Genomic DNA, 21,880 nt, shown 5'->3' with positions numbered 1-21,880 from the left:
GACGGTAACGAAATGATTGCGGCAAGTCCAACGCAGGGACCCGAAAACCCGGCAATCTGTGAGCCGCATCACAGGACTACGAACCGAAAGTGGCGTTCGTCCGAATACGGCGCGGGCGGCCCGTCTGTCGGCGGACAATCTATGAGAGCACGCGTCGGCCACGCCCGGACGCCCCGGGGTCGCTGTGTGGTGACCCCTCGACCGAGCGAGTGATCTGTCGCACAAGCGCCGGGTGTGCCGACAAAGCCCATACGCGGCAGGTTTAGAGTCCGATATGGCCCGCACAACACCCCTGCGGTGTACATCCTTCCGCGGTCAAATCTACGAGATGGTGAGCTGAATGGATCTCTTCGAATACCAGGCGAAGGAACTCTTCGCCAAGCACGAGGTGCCCACCTCGGCCGGCCGTGTTACCGACACGGTCGCCGGGGCACGTGAGATTGCCGAGGAAATCGGCAAGCCCGTCATGGTCAAGGCCCAGGTCAAGGTCGGCGGCCGCGGCAAGGCCGGCGGCGTCAAGTACTCCAAGGACGTCGACGAGGCCGTCGCGAACGCCGAGTCGATCCTCGGCCTCGACATCAAGGGCCACGTCGTCAAGAAGCTGCTGGTCGCAGAGGCGAGTGACATCGCCGAGGAGTACTACATCTCCTTCCTGCTCGACCGCACCAACCGCACCTACCTGGCCATGTGCTCGGTCGAGGGTGGCGTCGAGATCGAGGTCACCGCCGAGGAGAATCCCGACGCCCTCGCCAAGATCCCCGTCGACGCCGTCAAGGGCGTCGACCTCGCGTTCGCGCGCAGCATCGCCGAGGCAGGCAAGCTGCCCGCCGAGGTGCTCGACGCCGCAGCCGTCACCATCCAGAAGCTCTGGGAGGTGTTCATCAAGGAAGACGCCCTGCTCGTGGAGGTCAATCCGCTGGTGCGCACCCCGGACGATCAGATCCTGGCGCTGGACGGCAAGGTCACCCTGGACGCCAACGCCGATTTCCGTCAGCCCGGCCACGAGGCGTTCGAAGACAAAGAGGCCACCGACCCGCTCGAGCTCAAGGCCAAGGAGAACGACCTCAACTACGTCAAGCTCGACGGTCAGGTCGGCATCATCGGAAACGGTGCGGGTCTGGTCATGTCGACTCTCGACGTCGTCGCCTACGCCGGTGAGGCGCACCAGGGCGTCAAGCCCGCCAACTTCCTCGACATCGGTGGCGGCGCCTCCGCCGAGGTGATGGCCGCGGGGCTGGACGTCATCCTGGGCGACGAGCAGGTCAAGTCCGTGTTCGTGAACGTCTTCGGCGGTATCACCGCCTGCGACGCGGTTGCCAACGGCATCGTCGGCGCACTGAACAAGCTCGGCGACGAGGCGAACAAGCCGCTGGTCGTCCGGCTGGACGGCAACAAGGTCGAGGAAGGCCGCAAGATCCTGGCCGATGCGAACCACCCGCTGGTGACGCTGGCCGAGACCATGGACAGCGGCGCCGACAAGGCCGCCGAACTGGCGAGCAAGTAGGAGCAGCAGAATGTCCATCTTTCTGAACAAAGACAACAAGGTCATCGTCCAGGGCATCACCGGCGGTGAGGGCACCAAGCACACCGCCCTGATGCTCAAGGCCGGCACCAACATCGTCGGCGGCGTCAACGCCCGCAAGGCCGGCACCACCGTCAGCCACGACGGCGGCGTGGAGCTGCCGGTGTTCGGCTCGGTGTCGGAGGCCATGAAGGAGACCGGCGCCGACACGTCGATCGCCTTTGTGCCGCCGAAGTTCGCCAAGGACGCCATCATCGAGGCCATCGACGCGGAGATCCCGCTGCTCGTCGTGATCACCGAGGGAATCCCGGTGCAGGACAGCGCCTATGCGTGGGCCTACAACCAGTCCAAGGGCAACAAGACCCGCATCATCGGGCCCAACTGTCCCGGCATCATCACGCCGGGTGAGTCGCTGGTCGGCATCACGCCGAACAACATCACCGGCAGCGGCCCCATCGGTCTCGTCTCGAAGTCGGGCACGCTGACCTACCAGATGATGTACGAGCTGCGCGACATCGGCTTCTCCACCGCGATCGGCATCGGCGGCGACCCGGTCATCGGCACCACCCACATCGACGCCATCGAAGCCTTCGAGAAGGACCCCGACACCAAGGTCATCGTGATGATCGGTGAGATCGGCGGCGACGCCGAGGAGCGCGCGGCCGACTACATCAAGGCCAACGTGTCCAAGCCGGTCGTCGGCTACGTCGCGGGCTTCACCGCGCCGGAGGGCAAGACGATGGGCCATGCTGGCGCCATCGTGTCCGGCAGCTCGGGCACCGCGCAGGCCAAGAAGGAAGCGCTGGAGGCCGCAGGCGTGAAGGTCGGCAAGACGCCGAGCGAGACCGCGAAGCTCGCACGCGAGCTGTACCAGGGCCTGTAGCCCACAGATCGACGGATGTAGCCGTTGTTCCCGTCTCACGGGGGCAACGGCTACATCTCTTTGTGCTCCTCGCGCGTGTGCGATGTCTACGATTCATCCGTGGGTCATGACAGCGAGGTGCCCAGAGGTGCCGTGCCGGCGATCGGGGCGGTGGCGCTCGGCACCCGGGTGGTGGTGGCGTCGGCGCGCATCGGTGCGGCCGGAGCCGGGTTCGTACTGCGGCTTCCCGTCGTCGGGCCGTTGGGCCGCAAGGGCATCGAGCGTCTCGACGCCGAGGGGGACCGTGTGCTGGCGGCCGTACCCGCTCTGGTCGACCGGGTGCGATCCCTCGTCGTCGTGGTCGTCACGGCGGTGATCGAGGAGTTGGACCTGACGACGTTGGTGCGCGACAACGTCGACCTGAACGCGATCGCCGAGGCCCTCGACATCGAGGCGGTTCTCGATCGCGTCGACCTCGACGCAGTGATCCGAGATCGGGTCGATCTGAACGGGGCGGTCGCCCTGGTGGATCTCGATGGTGTCGCCGCGCGCATCGACATCGACACCATTGCGGCGCGCATCGACATCGATGCCATCCTCGGCCGGGTGGACCTGATCGGGTTGGCCGACGAGATCATCGAGGGGGTCGATCTGCCCGACATCATCCGCGAGGCCAGTACATCGGTCACCGCCGATGTGATGACCGACGTCCGGAGCACGAGCGAGCGTGCCGACGACGCGGTCGCACAGGTCGTCGGCCGCATCCTTCGACGGGCACGGGAGACGACGCCCGATGACTGACCAGCACCGTCCCGCCGCCCACCACGCAGTGCATTCCCCGGCGGTGCACGACACCGACAAGAGCGCCGGCATCGTCAGCCGCGGTGTCGCCGCGTTCGTCGACCTCCTGGTCGTGCTCGCGATCCTGAGTGGCGCCTACCTCGGATACGCCATGGTGCGCTTGCTGTTCAGCATCCGCGACTTCTCGTTCCCCCAGCCGAATGCGGTGTTCACCGCCACCGGGTTCATCGTGGTCTCGGTCGGCTATCTCGCACTGTGCTGGGCGGTGTCAGGCCGCACTTTCGGTTCGGTGGCGATGGGCTTGCGCGTGGTCAACCACAAGGGCAGTCGACTGAAACCGGTTACCGCATTGTTGCGTGCGCTGATCTGCGTGTTCTTCGCGGTCGGATTGGCCTGGGTCGCAGTGCATCCGCAACGTCGCTCGGTGGCCGACATGGTTCTCCGTACGCGAGTGGTCTACTCGCGCTGACCCGCTGCGCCCTCTGCCTCGGATTTGAGTGCGGTCAAGCCCTTCTCGAAGTCCTTGCCGAGCATGCGGTCGAACAGACCGAGCGGGGCAGCGATCCGGGAGAACAGGGAATGTGGGCCGGTCATCGTCCAGGTCACCTCGGTCATCGCCTCGCGGGGAGCGAGGGTGAACACGCTGGTGCTGCTGGACTTCATCGGCTTCTCGAAGACGACGGCGACTGCCACGCGAGTGGGCGCGGTGTCCTCGACGATCTCCATGGTTCCTTTGCCCGCCTTGCCATTTCCGGACCACGCATACTTGGCGCCGATTCCGCTGTCGGCACCGGAGTACTCGCGGTGCAGATCGGGGTCGATGTCCTCCCAGGGTGACCAGCGCCGCCACTCGTGCAGGTCGACGATGAGCGGATAGATCTGGTCGGGCAACGCTGCGATCGTTTCGGTCCGGGTCACGGTGTACTCGCCCATGGTGATCTCCTGTCTCGGGGATGGTCGCATGCAGTATGACCGAGGTGACGCGCAAGATTCATCGTCATGCCCGGGACTAGGCTGGAACCGTGACCGACCCACATCGCGTCGACGCCCGCACGTTGGTCGAGCTCCTCGTCGACGAGGGCACCTGGATCAGGTGGGACGCACCCGCGGTGTGGGAGCCCGACGACCTCGACTATCAGGCCGCTCTGGTCCGCGCACGCGACCGCACGGGTGTCGACGAGTCGGTGATCACCGGCGCCGGTCGGGTACGCGGTGTGCCGGTTGCGCTGGTGATCAGCGAGTTCGGATTCCTCGGCGGATCGATCGGCCGCACCGCAGGTCACCGTGTCGTCGCCGCCATCGAACGGGCCACCCGCGACGAACTGCCCGTGGTGGCATTGCCGGCGTCGGGTGGTACCCGGATGCAGGAAGGTACCTCTGCGTTCCTGCAGATGGTCGCGATCACCGGGGCGGTCAACGCGCACAAGGCGGCAGGTCTGCCGTACATCGTGTACCTGCGGCACCCGACCACCGGCGGCGTGTTCGCGTCGTGGGGTTCACTCGGCCACGTCACCTGGGCGCAGCCGGGAGCATTGATCGGGTTTCTCGGTCCGCGTGTCTTCGAAGGGTTGACGGGCCACGCGTTCCCGGAGGATGTGCAGACGTCGGCAAACCTGCACCGCCACGGCCTGATCGACATTCTGGTCACACCGGATGAGCTGGCCGACGCCCTCGGTCCGGTCCTGCGACTGCTGAGCAGGGGCGGTGCCGATACGCCGTCGAGCACGACACCTGCCACCGTCGAGCCGGCACCCGAGGTGTGGCCGTCGGTCCTCGCGACACGCGATCCTCGCCGCCTCGGTATGGCGGATCTGCTCGCACCGGACAGCTCGGCGTTGCTGCGGGCCGATGCGCCGATCTGGTTGGCGCTGCGCCGATTCGGCGGGCGAGTCGCGGTTGTGATCGGGCAGGATCGTCGGCGACAGGCTGGCGGTGATCTGATCGGTCCGGCAGACCTGCGAGCGGTGAGACGTGCGATGGAATTGGCCACGGATCTGCGATTGCCCGTGGTCACGGTGATCGACACGCCGGGAGCCGAACTGTCCCCGGCCGCGGAGGAGGGCGGGCTTGCCGGCGAGATCGCCAGGTGCACATCGGAATTGATCGCGCTGCCGGTGCCCACCGTGTCGGTGCTGCTCGGTCAGGGCGCCGGCGGTGCGGCGATGGCGTTGTTTCCGACGGACTTCCGGATAGGTGCTGTCGACAGCTGGTTGTCGCCGCTTCCACCGGAGGGCGCCAGCGTCATCGTGTACCGCGACACCGAACACGCTGCGCACATGGCCGACGCGCAGGGTATCGCCGCGAGCGCGCTCAACGCCGACGGCACCCTCGACCACCTCGTGGACATCTCTGCCGACCACGGCTTGGACGTGTTGGAAGCCGTGATCGCCGACGAACTACGGAGTCGATCACGTCCGTCGGTCCGGCGTCGGACCCGCACCCCCGGCGGTGGTCGGTGACGCGGCGGATCGTCGGGGTGGGTGCGATCGTCTGGGACACCGCAGACAGGCTGCTGTTGGTGGAGAGGGGTCGCCCACCGCAGGCAGGTCGATGGACGGTGCCCGGCGGCAAGGTCGAGCCGGGTGAATCGCTGCCTGCCGCTGCGGCCCGAGAGGTGTTGGAGGAGACCGGCCTCCACGTACAGGTGGGTGTCGAAGCGTGGGTCGTCGACATTCCCGGCGACGACGATGTGGTGTTCGAGGTGCACGATTTCGTCGCCGAGGTGCGCTCGGGAACCCTGCGAGCAGGGGATGACGCGGCCGACGCCCGGTGGGTGCCGGTCGCCGAACTGCAGCGTCTGCCATTGACAGACGGTCTCGTCGAACACCTGACGCGGTACGGCCTGATGCGTTGAGCAGCGACTTCGACACGGCGATGATTCCCGAGCAAGCTGGATACGTGACGGGCGGGCCCATGCCCGTGCGACGACGCGCCCCGACGAAAAGGATGACATGACCGAACTGCTGCCCCTCGATCCCGACCAGCTGCTCACCACCACCCGCTCGGTGCGCAAGCGACTCGACCTGGACCGGCCGGTGGAGCTGGAGGTGGTCCGCGAGGCCCTGGAGGTGGCCCTGCAGGCGCCCTCCGGCAGCAACAGCCAGACCTGGCACTGGATCGTCCTGACCGACCCGGAGGTCAAGCAGAAGGTCGCGGACCTCTATGCGAAATCGTTCGCGACATACTCCGCCAACCAACCGAGAAGAGACGACACCGCACGCAGGGTGGCGTCGAGCGCTCAGTATCTGGCCGACACGATGGGCCAGGTGCCGGTGCTGGTGATCGGCGCGATCTACAGCGGCGGTGAACTGCCGAAGGGGAATCAGGCGGGGCTGTGGGGCTCGCTGCTGCCCGGCGCCTGGAGCCTCTCGCTCGCATTGCGGGCCCGAGGTCTGGGCTCGGCGTGGACGACGCTGCACCTGGCATACGAGAAGGAGATCGCGGAGATCCTCGGTATCCCGTCGACCGTCCACCAAGGTGTCCTGCTGCCGGTCGCGTATACGAAGGGCACTGACTTCAAGCCCGCCGGGCGCAAGCCGCTCGACGACATCCTGCACATCAACGGCTGGTGACAGCAGGTCCGGGTGCGGGTCGGCCGGGTAGAGTCCGAGGGCACCATGACCACCTCGCCCTCCGCTGAACAGCCGCCGCGCACCCGCCGAGGTCAGGCGAAAGCGGCGCGCCGCGCAGAGCTGCTCGAGGCCGCCGCACGGCTGATGGCCGAACGTGGATTCACCGGTGTGACCCTCGAGGACATCGGCCGGGCAGTCGGCATCAGCGGTCCGGCGATGTACCGGCACTTCTCGTCGAAGACCGACCTGCTCGACCAGATGCTCGTCGACATCAGCCAGCGGCTTCGTGACGGCGGCGCCGAGGTCGTCGACGGCGCGACGGAGCCGGAGCAGACGCTGCGCGAGCTGATTCGGTTCCACATCGATGTGTTGGTCACCAAACCGGACCTCATCGCAGTGCAGGACCGCGATCTCACCTCGCTGACTCCCGCCGCCAACCATCAGGTCCGCTCTCTCCAGCGGCGATACGTCGAACAGTGGGTCGACGTGCTGCTCGCAGTAGACGACGCCGGTCGCGCCGGGCTGTCGAGAGCGGAGGCCCGCGTCCGCGTCCATGCCACCTTCGGACTGCTCAACTCGTCACCGCGGCTGCCGGCATTCGCGCCCGACGATCTGAGGGCGTTGCTCACGACGATGGCGTGGGCGGCGTTGGTGGCGCCTCGGGGGTGAAGCGGTTGTCGGGTGGGCGAATGATCTCTGCGGCTGCCGAGAGCTTCGAGAGGCATCAGTCCTGGTAGCGTCCAGCAGAGGGCTACTCGGGGATGGCCAAGGGGGATCGATGGGCGCGAAGTGCGACGACCTGCTCGATGAGATCGATGCGTTCTACCAGGGGTTCGGACAACCCGCCGCGTTGATCGGTGCACTACGGACTGCTGTACTCCTGGTTCCGGTCACTGCGGCCGGTCGTGTATGGCGCACCGTGGTCGATGGTGTCGGTTGGATCGGTGTGTTCACCAGTGAACGCGAGTACGCCACGTTCATGGCCGCCCGCGGTGAGTACGGCCCGGCGAAATACCACGCGATGCTCGGCTCTCGAATCATGGACGACGTCACCGTCAGTTTCGGCGATGCCACCGGAATCGTCATCGACCCGTGCGGCGATCGACCTATGTCCTTCCCGCAGGAGGCTTCGTCGTGGGCGAGCTGAACGTCGATCCGAAAGTGCTGCAGCAGGCCGCCGACGGCATCACAGGGATCATCGATGGGCTCTCAGGGCTGGGAGTGGGACAGACCGGTGCGCTGGGCCGTGGATTCTCGTTGCTGTCCATGTCGCCGGAGGAAGCCGGAAAGCAGGAGATCCAGACGAGCTTCGAAGAATTCGCGGAGCGCTGGTCGTGGGGCGTGCGTCACCTCGTGCAGGCTGCCGACGAGATCGCAGGGGCGTTGGACCTGTCGGCGGGCCGCTACCACATCATGGACGAAACGGCGTCCGACGCATTCAAGACCATGTGGACTCACCTCGCCGGCAACCCGCACCTGAGCTCCGAGGAGATCAGCGAGCGGAGCTGGGGAGACACCTTCGCGGACAACCCGATCAACAACGTGATGAATCCCGACTACAGTGCCGAGTCCTTCGACGAGGCCTTCGATCACATCGAAACCAACAGCGCTGTCGTCGGTGCCGTCGGCGACCAGGCCCTCGCCAACCTGTCGCCCACCGCCGGGCTTCTGGGAGCGGGTGACCCCGCGTACAACTCGGGTGCGGCCGCCGAGGCAGCGGAGATCCTCGACGGCGCGCAGCCGTTGTCCGACACCGGTAGCTCCGACTGATGGGACTTCTCGACGGGATAACCGACGGCCTCAACAAGATCGGCGACGCCGCCGAGGATGTCATCGAGAGCGGAGTAGAACACGCGGGCCAGGCCGTCGATGCGGGACTTGATGCCGCAGCGGGGGTCGCGCGACACCTCGGAGCCGACGGGGTTGCCGAATCGCTGGATGATGCGGGTGACCGGGTTGCCAGTGCGACCGGTGGTGCGGTGGATGAACGCGAACTCGGTGAGACCGAGGACAAGCGCGAACTGGTCCGTGGTGATCCGGGAAAAATCAACGAAACCGCAAGCACTCTGGGCGACATGGGCGCGGACATCGGTTCCACTGGTTCGGCGCTACGTCAGGTGGACGCAGCGGGCTGGACGGGCGACGGTGCGGACGCGTTCAATGCGGTCTTCGATCAGCAGCCGGCGCTGTGGAACGAGGCGTCCACGGCGATGGCCGCGACGTCGGCACAGTTGTCAGGGTGGGCGAGCACGGTGGAATGGGCTCAATCCGAGGCTGCCGAAGCGATAGCGAAATGGCGAGAGGCCGAGAACGACGAGCGCGCCAAGAAGGCCGAGTACAACGCACTGTCCGGTGACGAGCAGGCGGCTACACCCCTGGTCGACACCTGGACCGCCAAGTACGACGAAGCACGTCGAATCCTGACAAGGGCCCGGACCGAACGTGACAGCATCGCCGGTGAGATCGCGGGTTCCATCGACGAGCAGACCGCCATGGCGCCCACCGAGCCGCCGTTCCTCAATCGGATGGGCGCCAACGCGATTGACGCGAAGGATGCGGCCGACCATGCACGCCTGAGCTTCACGACCGGATTGGCGACGAGTCTGACCGGCATCGTCCAGTTCGGTCGACGAATCAGCCCGACCGACCCGTACAACATGAGTCATCCGGCCGAGTACCTGAAGGGGACGAGCGATCTGGTCACCGGAATGGTTGTTGCGGCTGCGGATCCGGGTGCGGCAGTCGACACGTTCCTCGCCGATGCGCGCAAGAACCCGTTCGAGACGATGGGCAGCCTCACCGGTGATGCGATTCTGACGGCCGCCACCGGGGGCGGTGGCGCGGCAGTTGCCCTAGGCAAGAATGGTGCACGAGTAAGTGGGCTGGGGCGGGGAGCCGTCGATTCGGCGCGTGGGGCCGAACGCGCCACTGATCTACCGCGTGGGGACTCGCGGGCGTCCGGCCGCAGCGCCGAAGGTCGAGGTGAGACACCGCGAGATGACGCCGCTCCGGAGGGTCGCCCGACCACGGCTGGTGACGACCCATCGCATACCGCCAGCGAGGCACCGCCCGACAAGGAGCCGTCGCAACCGACGGTGCATGCGCAGGAGCGTGACGAGCCTGCAACATCTGGCTCGAACGACACCGAATCCCGACCGGAAACCGCCGCGACAACGTCGGACTCGGCGGAGCCGGGTACCCCGACCGACACGTCCACGTCCGGGTCATCGGACGGGGCCGATCCGGCCGATGGCGGTGAGGCGTCGGGTGACGCCTCCTCCAACGCGACCACGCCTCATGCCGACGGCAGTCGAGATGTGGAGGAATCAGGTCCGACGGTCACCCAGCAGGCTGCCGACGACCAAGGTGCCGGCCGAGCTGTCGAGGAATCGGGCGGGACCAATGATCAATCCGCACAGGATGTCACGGTGGGCGGCGACCCGGTCGACCTTGCGACCGGCGAATTCCTGCTGCCCGAGACCGATCTCGAACTGCCGGGTGTGTTGCCGCTGACCGTCGGTCGCCGCCACCGCTCCGGATACCGCTTCGGTCGGTGGTTCGGGCCCAGCTGGTCGACGACTTTCGACATGCGCGTCGTCGTCGAAGAGACGGGCGTCACGATGCTGGCGGAGGACGGTGTGATGCTGACGTATCCGCACCCAGGCGTCGACGTACCAGTGTTGCCACGAGATTCCCGGCAGCGATGGACCATGTCGCGAACCGATCGTGGCGGCTATCGGGTCCATGATCCCGACCGTCGTCTCACCTGGCACTTCGCGCCCAAACCGGAACTGGCTGGGCTGGATACGGCTCTGGGGAATCTTGCCATCAGTGCCATCACCGACCGCCACCACAATCGGATTCGGTTTCACTATGACTCGGAGGGAGCTCCTTCCGAGATCAGCCATTCGGCCGGGTATCGGGTCGCGTCGACACGCGGAACGGACGAATCCACTCACTCGCTGTCGTCGCCCCAGATCAGAAAGAACCCTCGGCGGTCCGCGAATTCGCCTACACAGCAGGCCATCTGACCACGGTCACCAAGCCGTTCGGTGGCGCCACCACCTACCGGTACGACGAGCACGGACGCATGGTGTCCTGGCATGACGCCAACGGCAACCAGATGGTGAACACCTACGATTCGGACGGACGCGTCATCGCCCAGGACGGAACCGACGGCATCATGTCCGCCGGACTCGACTACGTCACCACCGGCGACGGATCGGGATCGGTCACGGTGCTCACCGACTCGGTCGGCACGCGGACAGGGTACGGATTCGACCAGGACCTGCGGCTGCGCGACGTCCAATTGCCCAGCGGCGCGCGAACACATACAGACTTCAATCAGCGCCGCGACCCACTCCAAGTGACGTCACCAGACGGTGCTGTCACCCGGTACCTCTACACACCTGACGGTGACGTCGCCGCGCTGACACGACCCGACGGCGCCACCGTTCGCATCGAGTACGCAGCCCCGGGTCGTCCGTCCGCCATTCACAACGTCGACGGTTCCGTCATCCGACACGAGTGGGATGACCAGGGCAATCTGGTGGCGGTCACCGATCCCCGGGGTGCTCGAACCGAGTACGGCTACCGGGGTGACGGTGCCCTCGAGACGATCGGCCACGCGACCGGTGGCCAGACTCAGATCCGTTGCGATGCCGCGGGGTTGCCGATCCAGGTCGTCGACCCCGCCGGTGCTGCCACATTCGTCGACCGGGACCCGTTCGGGCGTCCGACCACGGTGACCGATCCGCTCGGGGAGACCACGACGTACGAGTGGTCAGGGGACGGGAAGCTCCTGAGACGCGGCAACCCGGACGCCACCCACGACTCGTGGGATTACGACGGCGAAGGAAACCTGCTCAGGCACACCGGTCCCGGCGGTGAAATCACCGCATACACCTACGGCGCGTTCGATCTCCTCGCGACCAGAACGGATCCCGACGGCACCGTGACCAGCTATACGTGGGATACGGAACGGCGGCTCACCGGCGTCACGAACCCGCTGGGCCAGAGCTGGACCTACGAGTACGACACCGACGGCCGCCTCGTGGCGGAGATCGACTTCAATGGAGCGCTGACGAGCTACACGCACGATGTCGCGGGTCGCGTGGCGACGGTGACGCCGGCAACCGGAAGCACTCGCCGCCTGCGATACGACGGCCTCGGGCAGTTGATCGAAACCCGCGCCGACACCGGCGAATTCCGCACATACACGTACGACCTCGGAGGCCGCCGCACAACCGCCATCAGCGGAGTACATGACGCGGTCACACACACGGTTCGCTTCGACACCACCACGACAGGGCTACTGGTCGGTGAATCGATCGACGACTGGTCGGTGCTGCGATTCTCTCACGACGCCGTCGGGCGCCGTGTGAGCCGAAGCTCGTCCTCTGGTGGGTTGACCACTTGGCAGTGGAAGCCGACCGGCGATGTGTCGATGATGCAGGTCGACGGGCGCCCGATGGGCTTCGACCACGACGTCCGCGGGGCACTCACGAACTGGCGAGTCGGTGAACTGGCCGTGTCACGCGCGTACGACGGCGTGGGCCGACTGACCCAGCAGCAGGCGCTCGCACACCCGGTCCGGCTCCTCGACCTCGGGCTGGGAGGCGCGGATCGTCCCGACCCGCAGGTGATTCGCGCGGACGAGTACGCATACCGCCCGGATGGCTTCCTGTCGGGTCAGCAGACGTCGACACCGAGTGGTTCGCGCGTACGCACATACGATCTGGACGAATCGGGACGTGTCACGCACATCATGGACGGCGACACGACAGCCGAGCGCTACTCGTATGACGCTCTCAGCAACGTCGTCGGCGAGCACGTCGGCTTGGGCGATGGTGCGGCAATTGATCGGCGTGAGTTCCGTGGGACCCTACTGGTGGCCGACGGGCGTACACGGTTCTCCTACGATGCCGCCGGTCGTCTGGTGCGCAAGACCGTCCGACGGCTGTCTCGACCTGCCGACGTGTGGCACTACGGCTACGATGCGTTTGACCAGCTCACCAGCGTCACAACACCCGACGGCACCCGTTGGGCGTACACCTACGATGCTCTGGGACGTCGAATCACCAAGGCGCGATTGAACTCTGCGGGTGATGCCGAGGAGACGACTCGGTTTGTCTGGGACGGCCACACCGTGGTCGAGCAGCAGTCGTTGGCGGAGACGATGCGATGGTCGTACCGGCCGGGTACGCATACACCGCTGACCCAGACCCGCGTCCGGGGCGAGGTCGATGACCAGGATGAAGTGGATGCCGAGTTCTTCGCGATCGTCACCGATCTCGTCGGTACGCCGACCGAACTGGTGGAACCGGACTCTGGTGACGTTGTCGGCCATGCCTCGTCGACGCTGTGGGGCTCGACGACATGGTCGGGTGCGGATACGCCCATCCGGTTCCCGGGCCAGTACTTCGATGCCGAGACCGGCTGGCACTACAACCTGCACCGCTACTACAGCCCCGAGACGGCGCGGTATGTGACACAGGACCCGCTGGGCCTGGTGCCGTCGCCGAATCCGATGGCCTACCCGTTCAATCCGACGGCGTGGGTGGATCCGTTGGGGTTGGTGCCGGAGCCGTGTTTGAAAGACACCCCGATTGAGGACGCGCGTCGCGTGAGCGGCAGATTCCCAGAGTCAGCGGAACCAAACGAAATCTTGTTTCGTGCCAACGGTTCTCAAGTGACCTCGTATCAGGTCTATGACACTGAGGGATTGCCTGTTCAGCGTGTCGACGTAACGGGCAGAACGCACGGTGGTGTACCGACTCCGCATGTGATGGAGTTCGAACGCCACTTCGATCCGTCTGGCAACCTGCATATCAAGGAGTCGAAAGTGGTGAGGCCCGCCACGCCCGAAGAAGTAGGAGGATTGCGCTGATGGACCCGTGGGGCTCAATTCCCAAAATCCGTGAGTACGGGCAGTGGATGGATCCGAAAACGTACCTACGCAATGTTGGCGAGCCCGTCACAGTTGTGGCGACTGCCCTACTTCAGAGGCCCCGATTCGAAGACATCGATGGCTGCATAGTTCTGGAGGGCTCAGACCCTGCAACGGTCCGCAAATGGATCGAGCAGCTTCCCGACAAAAAGTCCGTTGAGGAGGTCGTAAACCATCTGCATGTGTGGGATGTCGTACCTGGACTCGACTCGATGCCGACTCAGGTCGCGATGATGTTTGGAGAGTGGCTTGCGTGGGGTTGGGAGCGCGCTGCCTCGGAACAGTTTCCCGGTCGAGAGTTCCATGCCGAAGCCGTCGAGGGGGACTATGGCGTTGAGGTGACGGTGTTCCAGACTGCCGGCTAGTCTAGGCGACGGTGAGGAGCTCCCACAACGTTCCGCTTGGCCTCGCTCCGGCCGATACAGGTCGACCAACGTCGATCGTTTCCTCGTTGTTGATGCCATGTCCTGCTATGCCGCGCCCGCGAACAATGAGTTGGTTCATCAAGACCGTCAGTGCGCATGCAGGTGCGTCGTCCGAGCTGGTGGATGGGTGGCGTTTGGTTGAGGCTCACAACGTGATACTGAAAGGCGGCGGTCTCAGATGACGTATCGGCAGTTCATTGCCCCTTCCATCGAGGACATGCCCATCACGTTGGTTGACATCCGGCCACTCGAGGATGCCCCCGGTGGAGTCCGCCTCGACTGGGAGACTCCTATCGGGCAGATCTCACTGATCGCAGATCCCTCTGGGAGGTCAGTGACGATCGAGACTCGTAGCGAATTCGGGACCTGCAAGGTGTATCGCGAAGGGGCAACGCTGATGTCGGTGACTGAATTGGGGACAGGTGTTGCCGTTGACGTCGATTTCGTCACCGATGAAACAGTTGGATCACTTCACGTGGAGATGAACGATCCGGTGTCAATATCCGAAACTTCCTTGTTCACGTGAATCTCACAAATGTGCCGCGGTCGTGACGACCCGTGCTCGCGCGACGCGGACCGCGATAGCCGGAGAGTGACAACCCCCTTCACTCATCGAGACAACCACCCTCGGTCGTCGAAGCGCGTCTCACACTAGGGTTTCTTGGCATCTCCCGCTTTAATGAGCTGCTCGTGCGCCCGTGCCGATTCCGTCGCACACCCGTTGATCGCCGGCGCTTCCCGGACGAGTTCGTCATCGGTCAACGCCGCGACCATGAACAACGCGAAGTCGATGCGGCGCGTGCAGTTGCTCGCCAGGATCGGATCGCCGACGTGGCGGCTCCACACGGGCAAGCCCTGGCTTTCGCCTTCCTCCAGATCGCTGCCACGCACCACGGTCCAGCGGGTGTCGGATTCGAAGATGCGTCGGGTCGCCCGTACTTGATCGTCGATGTCGACGAAGCGCGCCCAGCGTGCGAGGCGACTGGCGATCGGCACCGCGTAGCGCAGCTTCCACGAGTACCGATCGAGCCCGTCGCGAGAGATGTGCCATCCGCACGAGAAGACCAGTCGGGCATCGGGTTCGGCGAAGTCGAGGACAGCCTGGGCGGTACCGGTGGAGTAGTCGTGCACACCCCATGGCACCAGCACGGTCAACACCCCGTCGCAGCCTGCGACGGCTCGGGCGATCACATCTCGGTCGTCGGTGCGGCCGGGAACGATCTCGATGCGGTCGGAGAACTCGTCGAGCTTCGCCACGCTCTCCGGTCGGCAAACGCCCACGACCTCGTAGCCGCGTTCGAGACAGTGGCGAATCATGTAGTGCCCCAGCTTTCCTGAGGCGCCGACGATGCAGACGCGCATCGGCCGGGTGGTGTTGGGTTCTGGGGTGGTCGGCATATCGGCCTCCGGTCTTGTTGTGCCCTTACGGTGTAAGGTGAGCTTACGCTGTAAGGTGGCGACTGTCCAGAGGAGGTCGAGTGCCGAGTACACGACAGAAAGATCGGGCCCCAGTGACCCGTGCGGCTGTGGTCGCCACGGCGGTGCAGATCGCCGACGCCGAGGGCATCGCTGCGGTGACCATGCGCAAGATCGCCCAGCAACTCGGTGTCGAGGCGATGTCGCTGTATCACCACGTCCGCAACAAGGACGGGATTCTGGATGTGATGGTCGACCACGTGTTTGCTGAGATCGAGATCCCGACGAAAATGGCCTGGCGCGAGGCATTGCGGGTGCGTATGGAGTCCGCGCGGGCCGCGCTGGTTCGCCACCCGTGGGCGCTGGGGCTGATGGACTCGCGGCGCGACCCAGGGCCCGAGACCCTGCGGCACCATGATGCCGTCATCGGCGTGATGCGGGGAGCCGGGTTCACGATCCGGGGTGCCGCCCATGCCTTTTCGCTGCTGGACAGCTACCTCTACGGGTATGTCCTGCAGGAGACGACGATGCCGTTCGACTCAGCAGACGAGGCGGCCACGCGGGAGGTCGCCGAAGCGATCCAATCAGGGATCAACCCGGAAGATCTCCCGCACCTCACCGAGATGACCACTGCGCACGTGCTGCAGCCCGGCTACTCCTACGCCGACGAGTTCGGCATCGGGCTCGAGGTGGTGCTCGACGGGCTCGAGCGCAACCGTGAGCGGTGGGCGTGAGGGCCCTTCGTGACGCTCGCAAGCTCGCTCCTCAGGGGGCGGGGGATGCTCGCAAGCTCGCTCCTCAGGGGTCGGGGGTTGGGTAATCCGATCCCTGAGGAGGGTCGGAGCGCTAGCGGAGACCCGTCACGAAGGGTCCGTGACGGCTCAGATACCGAGCGCCGCCCGACGTCGCACAACCTCCTCGCGGTAGCGCGCGACGTTCGCCATCTTGATGCTCTCGTAGCCGCGCACCATGTCCGGTAGCGCGGCCAGTTCGACCGCTGCGGGCAACGCGCCCGGGCTCACGCGTCCGTCGCCCAGCCCCGCCAACAGGTCCTCGACGACCTGCCGGTACTCGCCGATCAAGGCCCGTTCGGTTCGTCGGATCTCGTTGTGGCCGAACGGGTCGAGCTTGGTACCGCGCAACCGCTTCATCTTCGCCAGGGCGGACAAGGGTCGGTCGGCCCACGCGCCGAGCGACAACTTCTCCTTCATGCCCATGCTGCGCAGCGTCGGCGGATGCAGCCGCACCGCCACCTCGGCGTCATCGCCGAACTGTTCGGCGATCTGCGCGGCGAACGTGGGGTCTTGGGTGAGTCGGGCGACCTCGTACTCGTCCTTGTATGCCATCAGCTTGTAGAGGTTACGGGCGACGGCATCGGTGAACGCCGTGCCGTGGCCGGCGCGGTGGACTCTGGTCACGAACTCGAGATACCCACGCGCATAACCCTCGTCCGCGTAGGCGATCAGTTCGTCGTAGCGGATCGCGATCGTCCGGGCGAGATCGCCATCGAGCGACCCGATACCGTCGACCACGGACTGCGCACGGCCGCTCGGCTCGACTTCGCCTGCGGCGGCACCGTGCAGTTCGGTGAGCGTGTGCGCCACCGCGTCGGGATTGTCCACCACCTGACGTCCACGGCGGAAGGCCTGCGTGTTGGCCTCGACCGCAACGCCGTTCAACTCGATCGCCCGCTCGATGGACTCGGCCGAGATCGACAGCGCTCCTGCCTGATATGCGGCACCGACCATCAGCATGTTGGCGTACTGTTCGTCGCCGAACAGGTCGGTCGACAGAACGCCGGGATCCAGATAGACGGCTCGGCGAACCTTGTCGTCGATCGCCGAATGCACCTGCGTGTCCGCCGGGAAACCCACGGTGGTGTCGATGACCATCGCGCCCGTCGGGATCTTGGTGGTGGACACGACTGCAACGGTCTTCTCCGCCCCCGCGACCTTGAGGTTCGCGGGATCGGTGCCGACCAGCGGATCACACACGAGGTAGAGGTCGCAGTCGTCGGAGGCGACCTTGCCGGCCTGCTCGACGATGTGCGGGGTGATCTTGACGTCGCTCACCACGGCGCCACCCTTCTGCGCCAGTCCGGTCATGTCCACGGTGCGCGCGGCGTGTCCGTCGAGGACCGCGGCGGTGGCCAGGACCTGGGACACCGTGACGACACCGGTGCCGCCGATGCCGGTCACGCGGATGGCGAAGGAATCGCGCACGGCCGGAACCGGGGGAGTGGGCATCGTCGTCGAGGCGATGTCGTCCGCGCGGCGACGTTGCCGCTTCGTACCCGGCGTGACGGTCACGAAGGACGGGCAATCTCCCTTGAGGCAGGAGAAGTCGAGGTTGCACGAGCTCTGGTCGATGTGGGTCTTGCGTCCGAACTCGGTCTCGACCGGATGTACGGAGAGACAATTCGACTTCTCGCCGCAGTCACCGCATCCCTCGCAGATCCGTTCGTTGATCATGACGCGCTGATTCGGGGTGTCCATGGTGCCGCGCTTGCGTTTCCGACGCTTCTCAGCGGCGCAGTGCTGGTCGTGGACCAGCACGGTGACACCCGGAACGGAGGCGAGTTCGGTCTGGACGTCGAGCATCTCGTCGCGATGGCGGATCTCGGCGGACTTCGGGAGGCCGAGCGACCGGGTGCGGCCCGGGTCGTCCGATGTCACCACGATCTTGGCAACGTTCTCGTCGATGAGCAGCGACGTGAGTCGGGGCAGGCTCATCGCGCCGACGGGGTCCTGACCGCCGGTCATCGCGACGGTCCCGTTGTAGAGCAGTTTGTAGGTGATGTTCTCGCCCGATGCGACTGCGGCCCGCAGGGCCAGGGAGCCCGAGTGCATGAAGGTGCCGTCGCCGACGTTCTGGACGAAATGGTCGGCGGTCACGAACGGTGCCATCCCGATCCATTGCGCGCCCTCGCCGCCCATCTGGGTGACTCCGGCGATGTCGCCCACCTGACGCGGATCCATCAGCAACACCATCGCGTGGCAGCCGATACCCGCGCCCACGAGAGTGTCGTCGGAGACCTTGGTGGAGCTGTTGTGTGGACAGCCGGAGCAGAAGTATGGCGTCCGGACGGCAAGGGGCAGTTCGATGCGGCCGCGGCGCTTCGCTTTCCGGTCGAGCCAGTCCTGTGCGGCATCGACGTGATGATGGTGTGCCAGGCGGTTCGCGAGTCCGCGCGACACCGCATCGACGTCGAGCTCGCCGAAGCGGGAGAACAACGTGGAGCCGTCCTCGTTCGCCTTGCCGACGATGCGCGGTGCCCGCGGATGCCGGAAGAGGATGTCGCGCATCATGGTCTCGATGAAGTCGCGCTTCTCCTCGACCACGATCACCTCATCGAGGTCGCCGGTGGCGGTGTCGAACATGAAGCGGTCCAGGATATCTCGATCCAGCGGATACACCATGCCGAGCTTGAGGATGCGGATTCCCAGCCGGTTTAGGTCGGCGTCGTCGATCCCGATGAGCCGCAATGACTCCCGCAGATCGAGGTAGGTCTTGCCGGCCGCGACGATGCCGATCCGGTCGTCGGGGCTCGACGTGACGATCCGGTTGAGTCCGTTGAGCCGTGCGTATTCGAGCGCTCGCGGCAGGCGGATGGTGAGCTGATTCTGTTCGAGCTCCATGAGGCTTGCGCCCAGCAGCCGGCCGCTGGGGACGTGGGGGCTGCGACCGAGGTCGCCGTACACAGGCATGATCCGGTTCGGGTCCACCTCGGCGGTCGACGCGCCGTCGGCGACGTGCGCCGAGATCTTCATCGACGTCCACAGCCCGCTGACGCGGCTCATCACCGCGGCGTGCACACCGAGGTCGAGGATGTCCTGGCTGTCGGCGGGGTAGAGGATCGGCATGTACAGGTCCGCCAGGGCCATCTCCGACGCGCACGGGATGGTGGAACTCTTCGCGCCCGGGTCGTCGCCGACAATGGCGACCGCTCCGCCGGACGGATGGGTGCCGATCATGTTGGCGTGGCGCAGGGCGTCGGTGGCGCGGTCGAGGCCGGGGGCCTTTCCGTACCAGTAGCCGACGACGCCGTCGAGTTGGCCCTTCGTGACGCTTCCTCGCAGGCTCGGATGCTCCTCAGGGGCCAGGGGAAAGGCGTCACGGAGGGTCGCCACCTGCCCCGCCACCTGGGAGCCCATCACGGACGTGGCGGCGAGTTCTTCGTTGAGGCCAGGGCGGTGGACGATGTCGAAGGGTTCGAGGTAGGCGCGGCGGCGGGCGACCTCCAGGTCGTAGCCCGCGAGCGGGGACCCCTCGTAGCCGGAGATGAAGGACGCGGTTCGCAGATTCTGGCGGCGGTCGATTCGGGCGCGGTCGCGCACCATGCGCACGAGGGCCTGGATGCCGGTGAGATAGATGGTCCCCGTCTCGCGCGTATAGCGGTCGTCGAGGGAGAACGAGGCACCGGAGAACGAGGTGGGTTCGTCGGGCTGCGCACCGAGGCGGCGCGCGCGGTCGTCTGCGAGGGTCATGGGGTTACCTGGCCTTCTGTCATATGTCGGTCCGCCGTCACCGTGGGTGTGGGTGCGGCGGGCATCGGTTGTAGGGGCCCGAGGGGTGGTGGGCCTGCCTTCACAGTACGCAAAGCACGTGAGGTGCGTCACGTTCGCTGCGACAATGAGATGGCGAGTCGACCGAGGCGTGACAAGTGACCCGGGCGTGACGTACGATTCGTTCAGTTAATGACCGCTAACTGAAAGGTCGATGGTGACCAGCACGTTCGGTACCGAAGCGTCGACGGAAGTCGACGGCGAAGCAGGATTCCGGGCCGTCCACACATCCAACGTGGCGGAGTTGAACCAGCGGCTGGCCCGAGCTCGTCGCGGTGGCGGCGACAAGGCCCGAGAGCGGCACATCTCGCGCGGCAAGTTGCTCCCTCGCGACCGGGTGGACCGGTTGCTCGATGTGGGCTCGCCGTTCCTGGAGGTCGCCCCGCTCGCGGCCCATGCGATGTACGACGACCGGGTCCCGTCTGCCGGCGTCGTCGCCGGAGTCGGTCGGGTGGCCGGACGCGAATGCATGATCGTCGCCAACGACGCGACCGTCTCCGGCGGCACCTACTACCCGATGACGGTCAAGAAACACCTCCGCGCGCAGGAGATCGCGGCGGCCAACCGGCTACCGTGCATCTACCTGGTCGACTCCGGCGGCGCGATGCTGCTGCAACAGGACGAGGTGTTCCCGGATCGCGAACACTTCGGCCGCATCTTCTACAACCAGGCCACCATGAGTGCCGCCGGCATCCCGCAGATCGCCGCGGTGCTCGGCTCGTCGACCGCCGGCGGTGCCTACGTCCCCGCGATGAGCGACGAGACCGTCATCGTGCGCAACCAGGGCACCATCTTCCTGGCTGGTCCGCCGCTGGTGAAAGCCGCGACCGGCGAGGACGTGACCGCCGAGGAACTCGGCGGTGGCGCCATGCACTCCTCGGTGTCCGGCGTCACCGACCACCTCGTCGACAACGACGAACAGGCCCTGGCCAAGGTGCGCGAGATCGTCGCCACCCTGGGCCCGCGTGAGCAGCCACAGTGGGACACCGCGCCCGCCCGCGAGCCGTTGCGGCCGCAGACCGATCTCTACGACGTCGTACCCACCGACTCGCGCACCCCCTACGACGTCCGCGAGGTCATCGAGATCATCAGTGACGGCGGCGAGTACACCGAGTTCAAGGCGAACTACGGCACCACATTGGTCACCGCGTTCGCCCACGTGCACGGCCACCCGGTCGGCTTCATCGGCAACAACGGCGTGCTGTTCAGCGAATCAGCTCTCAAGGGAGCGCATTTCATCGAGTTGTGTGATCAGCGGCGGATTCCGCTGGTGTTCCTGCAGAACATCACCGGTTTCATGGTCGGTCGCGCCTATGAGGAGGGCGGCATCGCCAAGAACGGCGCCAAGATGGTCAATGCGGTGGCCTGCGCCCGGGTGCCGAAACTGACGGTCATGGTCGGCGGATCGTTCGGCGCCGGGAACTACTCCATGTGCGGTCGCGCGTATTCGCCGCGGTTCCTGTGGATGTGGCCCAACGCGCGGATCTCGGTCATGGGCGGACCGCAGGCCGCCGACACCCTGGCGACGGTGCGGCGCAACCAGATCGAACGTTCCGGCGATGACTGGTCGGCCACCGACGAGGAGGCGTTCAAAGCGCCGATCCGCGAACAGTTCGCCGAGCAGTCCGACGCCTACTACTCCACGGCGCGGCTGTGGGACGACGGCATCATCGACCCCGCGCAGACCCGCACCATACTCGGATTGGCCCTGGAGTCATGCCGATACGCACCACTCACCGACCCCCGCTACGGCGTCTTCCGGATGTGA

19 protein-coding genes are annotated in these 21,880 nt (G+C 65.9%); 16 read left to right on the top strand and 3 right to left on the bottom strand.

What is annotated here, in order from left to right:
* The first annotated feature begins 340 nt into the window (after window positions 1-340).
* From sucC to VZC37_RS02545, 4 genes are all read left to right on the top strand, one after another.
* Window positions 341-1,504: an ADP-forming succinate--CoA ligase subunit beta gene (sucC, locus tag VZC37_RS02560; RefSeq protein WP_287015808.1), complete on the top strand. Its 1,164-nt coding sequence runs from the start codon at window positions 341-343 to the stop codon at window positions 1,502-1,504.
* A gap of 10 nt (window positions 1,505-1,514) precedes the next feature.
* Window positions 1,515-2,405, top strand: coding sequence for a succinate--CoA ligase subunit alpha (sucD, locus tag VZC37_RS02555; protein ID WP_330430846.1), 891 nt, complete (start codon window positions 1,515-1,517; stop codon window positions 2,403-2,405).
* A gap of 99 nt (window positions 2,406-2,504) precedes the next feature.
* Entirely contained in the window at window positions 2,505-3,185 is a 681-nt protein-coding gene (locus VZC37_RS02550; RefSeq protein WP_330430845.1) for a hypothetical protein, read from the top strand.
* Complete coding sequence (locus tag VZC37_RS02545; RefSeq protein WP_330430844.1) at window positions 3,178-3,654, top strand: RDD family protein; 477 nt, start codon at window positions 3,178-3,180, stop codon at window positions 3,652-3,654. Before VZC37_RS02550 ends, VZC37_RS02545 begins: the two co-directional genes overlap by 8 nt.
* On the opposite strand, the gene VZC37_RS02540 is transcribed toward VZC37_RS02545, so the two are convergent.
* Window positions 3,642-4,118, bottom strand: coding sequence for an SRPBCC family protein (locus VZC37_RS02540; protein WP_330430843.1), 477 nt, complete (start codon window positions 4,116-4,118; stop codon window positions 3,642-3,644). The two genes, VZC37_RS02545 and VZC37_RS02540, sit on opposite strands and share 13 nt — an antisense overlap.
* An 89-nt stretch (window positions 4,119-4,207) precedes the next feature.
* On the opposite strand from VZC37_RS02540, the gene VZC37_RS02535 reads away from it, so the two are divergent.
* The 10 genes from VZC37_RS02535 to VZC37_RS02485 all read left to right on the top strand — a co-directional run bounded on the left by VZC37_RS02535 (window position 4,208) and on the right by VZC37_RS02485 (window position 14,657).
* Window positions 4,208-5,644, top strand: a complete 1,437-nt coding sequence (locus tag VZC37_RS02535) for a carboxyl transferase domain-containing protein (protein WP_330430842.1) — start codon at window positions 4,208-4,210, stop codon at window positions 5,642-5,644.
* Window positions 5,641-6,039, top strand: coding sequence for an NUDIX hydrolase (locus tag VZC37_RS02530; protein WP_330430841.1), 399 nt, complete (start codon window positions 5,641-5,643; stop codon window positions 6,037-6,039). The genes VZC37_RS02535 and VZC37_RS02530 overlap by 4 nt, the downstream gene beginning before the upstream one ends.
* 97 nt (window positions 6,040-6,136) lie before the next feature.
* A complete protein-coding gene (locus tag VZC37_RS02525; protein WP_330430840.1) occupies window positions 6,137-6,757 on the top strand; it encodes a nitroreductase family protein in 621 nt (206 codons plus the stop codon).
* Between the two features lie 45 nt (window positions 6,758-6,802).
* On the top strand, window positions 6,803-7,426 hold the full coding sequence (locus VZC37_RS02520) for a TetR/AcrR family transcriptional regulator (RefSeq protein ID WP_330430839.1): 624 nt from the start codon (window positions 6,803-6,805) through the stop codon (window positions 7,424-7,426).
* A gap of 109 nt (window positions 7,427-7,535) precedes the next feature.
* On the top strand, window positions 7,536-7,904 hold the full coding sequence (locus tag VZC37_RS02515; RefSeq protein ID WP_330430838.1) for an SseB family protein: 369 nt from the start codon (window positions 7,536-7,538) through the stop codon (window positions 7,902-7,904).
* Window positions 7,892-8,527 (top strand): hypothetical protein, encoded by a 636-nt coding sequence (locus VZC37_RS02510; protein ID WP_330430837.1) that lies wholly within the window; start codon window positions 7,892-7,894, stop codon window positions 8,525-8,527. The genes VZC37_RS02515 and VZC37_RS02510 overlap by 13 nt, the downstream gene beginning before the upstream one ends.
* Window positions 8,527-10,788, top strand: a complete 2,262-nt coding sequence (locus VZC37_RS02505; protein WP_330430836.1) for a putative T7SS-secreted protein — start codon at window positions 8,527-8,529, stop codon at window positions 10,786-10,788. Before VZC37_RS02510 ends, VZC37_RS02505 begins: the two co-directional genes overlap by 1 nt.
* Window positions 10,789-10,847: 59 nt before the next feature.
* Complete coding sequence (locus VZC37_RS02495; protein WP_330430835.1) at window positions 10,848-13,646, top strand: RHS repeat-associated core domain-containing protein; 2,799 nt, start codon at window positions 10,848-10,850, stop codon at window positions 13,644-13,646.
* Entirely contained in the window at window positions 13,646-14,071 is a 426-nt protein-coding gene (locus VZC37_RS02490; protein WP_330430834.1) for a hypothetical protein, read from the top strand. The genes VZC37_RS02495 and VZC37_RS02490 overlap by 1 nt, the downstream gene beginning before the upstream one ends.
* Before the next feature lie 277 nt (window positions 14,072-14,348).
* Window positions 14,349-14,657, top strand: a complete 309-nt coding sequence (locus VZC37_RS02485; protein WP_330430833.1) for a hypothetical protein — start codon at window positions 14,349-14,351, stop codon at window positions 14,655-14,657.
* A gap of 125 nt (window positions 14,658-14,782) precedes the next feature.
* Here the strand turns inward: VZC37_RS02485 and VZC37_RS02480 are convergent, their stop codons facing one another.
* Window positions 14,783-15,529 (bottom strand): NAD(P)-dependent oxidoreductase, encoded by a 747-nt coding sequence (locus tag VZC37_RS02480; RefSeq protein ID WP_330430832.1) that lies wholly within the window; start codon window positions 15,527-15,529, stop codon window positions 14,783-14,785.
* A 113-nt stretch (window positions 15,530-15,642) separates the two neighbouring features.
* Here VZC37_RS02480 and VZC37_RS02475 point away from each other — a divergent pair, with 113 nt between their 5' ends.
* Entirely contained in the window at window positions 15,643-16,281 is a 639-nt protein-coding gene (locus VZC37_RS02475; RefSeq protein WP_330430831.1) for a TetR/AcrR family transcriptional regulator, read from the top strand.
* Between the two features lie 147 nt (window positions 16,282-16,428).
* On the opposite strand, the gene VZC37_RS02470 is transcribed toward VZC37_RS02475, so the two are convergent.
* Window positions 16,429-20,034, bottom strand: coding sequence for an indolepyruvate ferredoxin oxidoreductase family protein (locus VZC37_RS02470; RefSeq protein ID WP_330430830.1), 3,606 nt, complete (start codon window positions 20,032-20,034; stop codon window positions 16,429-16,431).
* Window positions 20,035-20,266: 232 nt separating this feature from the next.
* Here VZC37_RS02470 and VZC37_RS02465 point away from each other — a divergent pair, with 232 nt between their 5' ends.
* Window positions 20,267-21,880, top strand: coding sequence for a carboxyl transferase domain-containing protein (locus VZC37_RS02465; protein ID WP_330430829.1), 1,614 nt, complete (start codon window positions 20,267-20,269; stop codon window positions 21,878-21,880).

It is taken from the genome of Gordonia sesuvii (assembly GCF_036350415.1).
In the GTDB taxonomy this organism is placed as follows: Bacteria; Actinomycetota; Actinomycetes; order Mycobacteriales; family Mycobacteriaceae; genus Gordonia; species Gordonia sesuvii.
This window is presented reverse-complemented; position numbering and strand designations above follow the sequence as displayed.

Coding starts and splice junctions, on each gene's coding strand:
- sucC (WP_287015808.1), top strand. CDS start 341: ATGGATCTCTTCGAATACCAGGCGAAGGAACTCTTCGCCAAGCACGAG.
- sucD (WP_330430846.1), top strand. CDS start 1,515: ATGTCCATCTTTCTGAACAAAGACAACAAGGTCATCGTCCAGGGCATC.
- VZC37_RS02545 (WP_330430844.1), top strand. CDS start 3,178: ATGACTGACCAGCACCGTCCCGCCGCCCACCACGCAGTGCATTCCCCG.
- VZC37_RS02540 (WP_330430843.1), bottom strand. CDS start 4,118: ATGGGCGAGTACACCGTGACCCGGACCGAAACGATCGCAGCGTTGCCC.
- VZC37_RS02525 (WP_330430840.1), top strand. CDS start 6,137: ATGACCGAACTGCTGCCCCTCGATCCCGACCAGCTGCTCACCACCACC.
- VZC37_RS02520 (WP_330430839.1), top strand. CDS start 6,803: ATGACCACCTCGCCCTCCGCTGAACAGCCGCCGCGCACCCGCCGAGGT.
- VZC37_RS02515 (WP_330430838.1), top strand. CDS start 7,536: ATGGGCGCGAAGTGCGACGACCTGCTCGATGAGATCGATGCGTTCTAC.
- VZC37_RS02505 (WP_330430836.1), top strand. CDS start 8,527: ATGGGACTTCTCGACGGGATAACCGACGGCCTCAACAAGATCGGCGAC.
- VZC37_RS02495 (WP_330430835.1), top strand. CDS start 10,848: ATGGTGTCCTGGCATGACGCCAACGGCAACCAGATGGTGAACACCTAC.
- VZC37_RS02490 (WP_330430834.1), top strand. CDS start 13,646: ATGGACCCGTGGGGCTCAATTCCCAAAATCCGTGAGTACGGGCAGTGG.
- VZC37_RS02485 (WP_330430833.1), top strand. CDS start 14,349: ATGCCCATCACGTTGGTTGACATCCGGCCACTCGAGGATGCCCCCGGT.
- VZC37_RS02480 (WP_330430832.1), bottom strand. CDS start 15,529: ATGCCGACCACCCCAGAACCCAACACCACCCGGCCGATGCGCGTCTGC.
- VZC37_RS02470 (WP_330430830.1), bottom strand. CDS start 20,034: ATGACCCTCGCAGACGACCGCGCGCGCCGCCTCGGTGCGCAGCCCGAC.
- VZC37_RS02465 (WP_330430829.1), top strand. CDS start 20,267: ATGGTGACCAGCACGTTCGGTACCGAAGCGTCGACGGAAGTCGACGGC.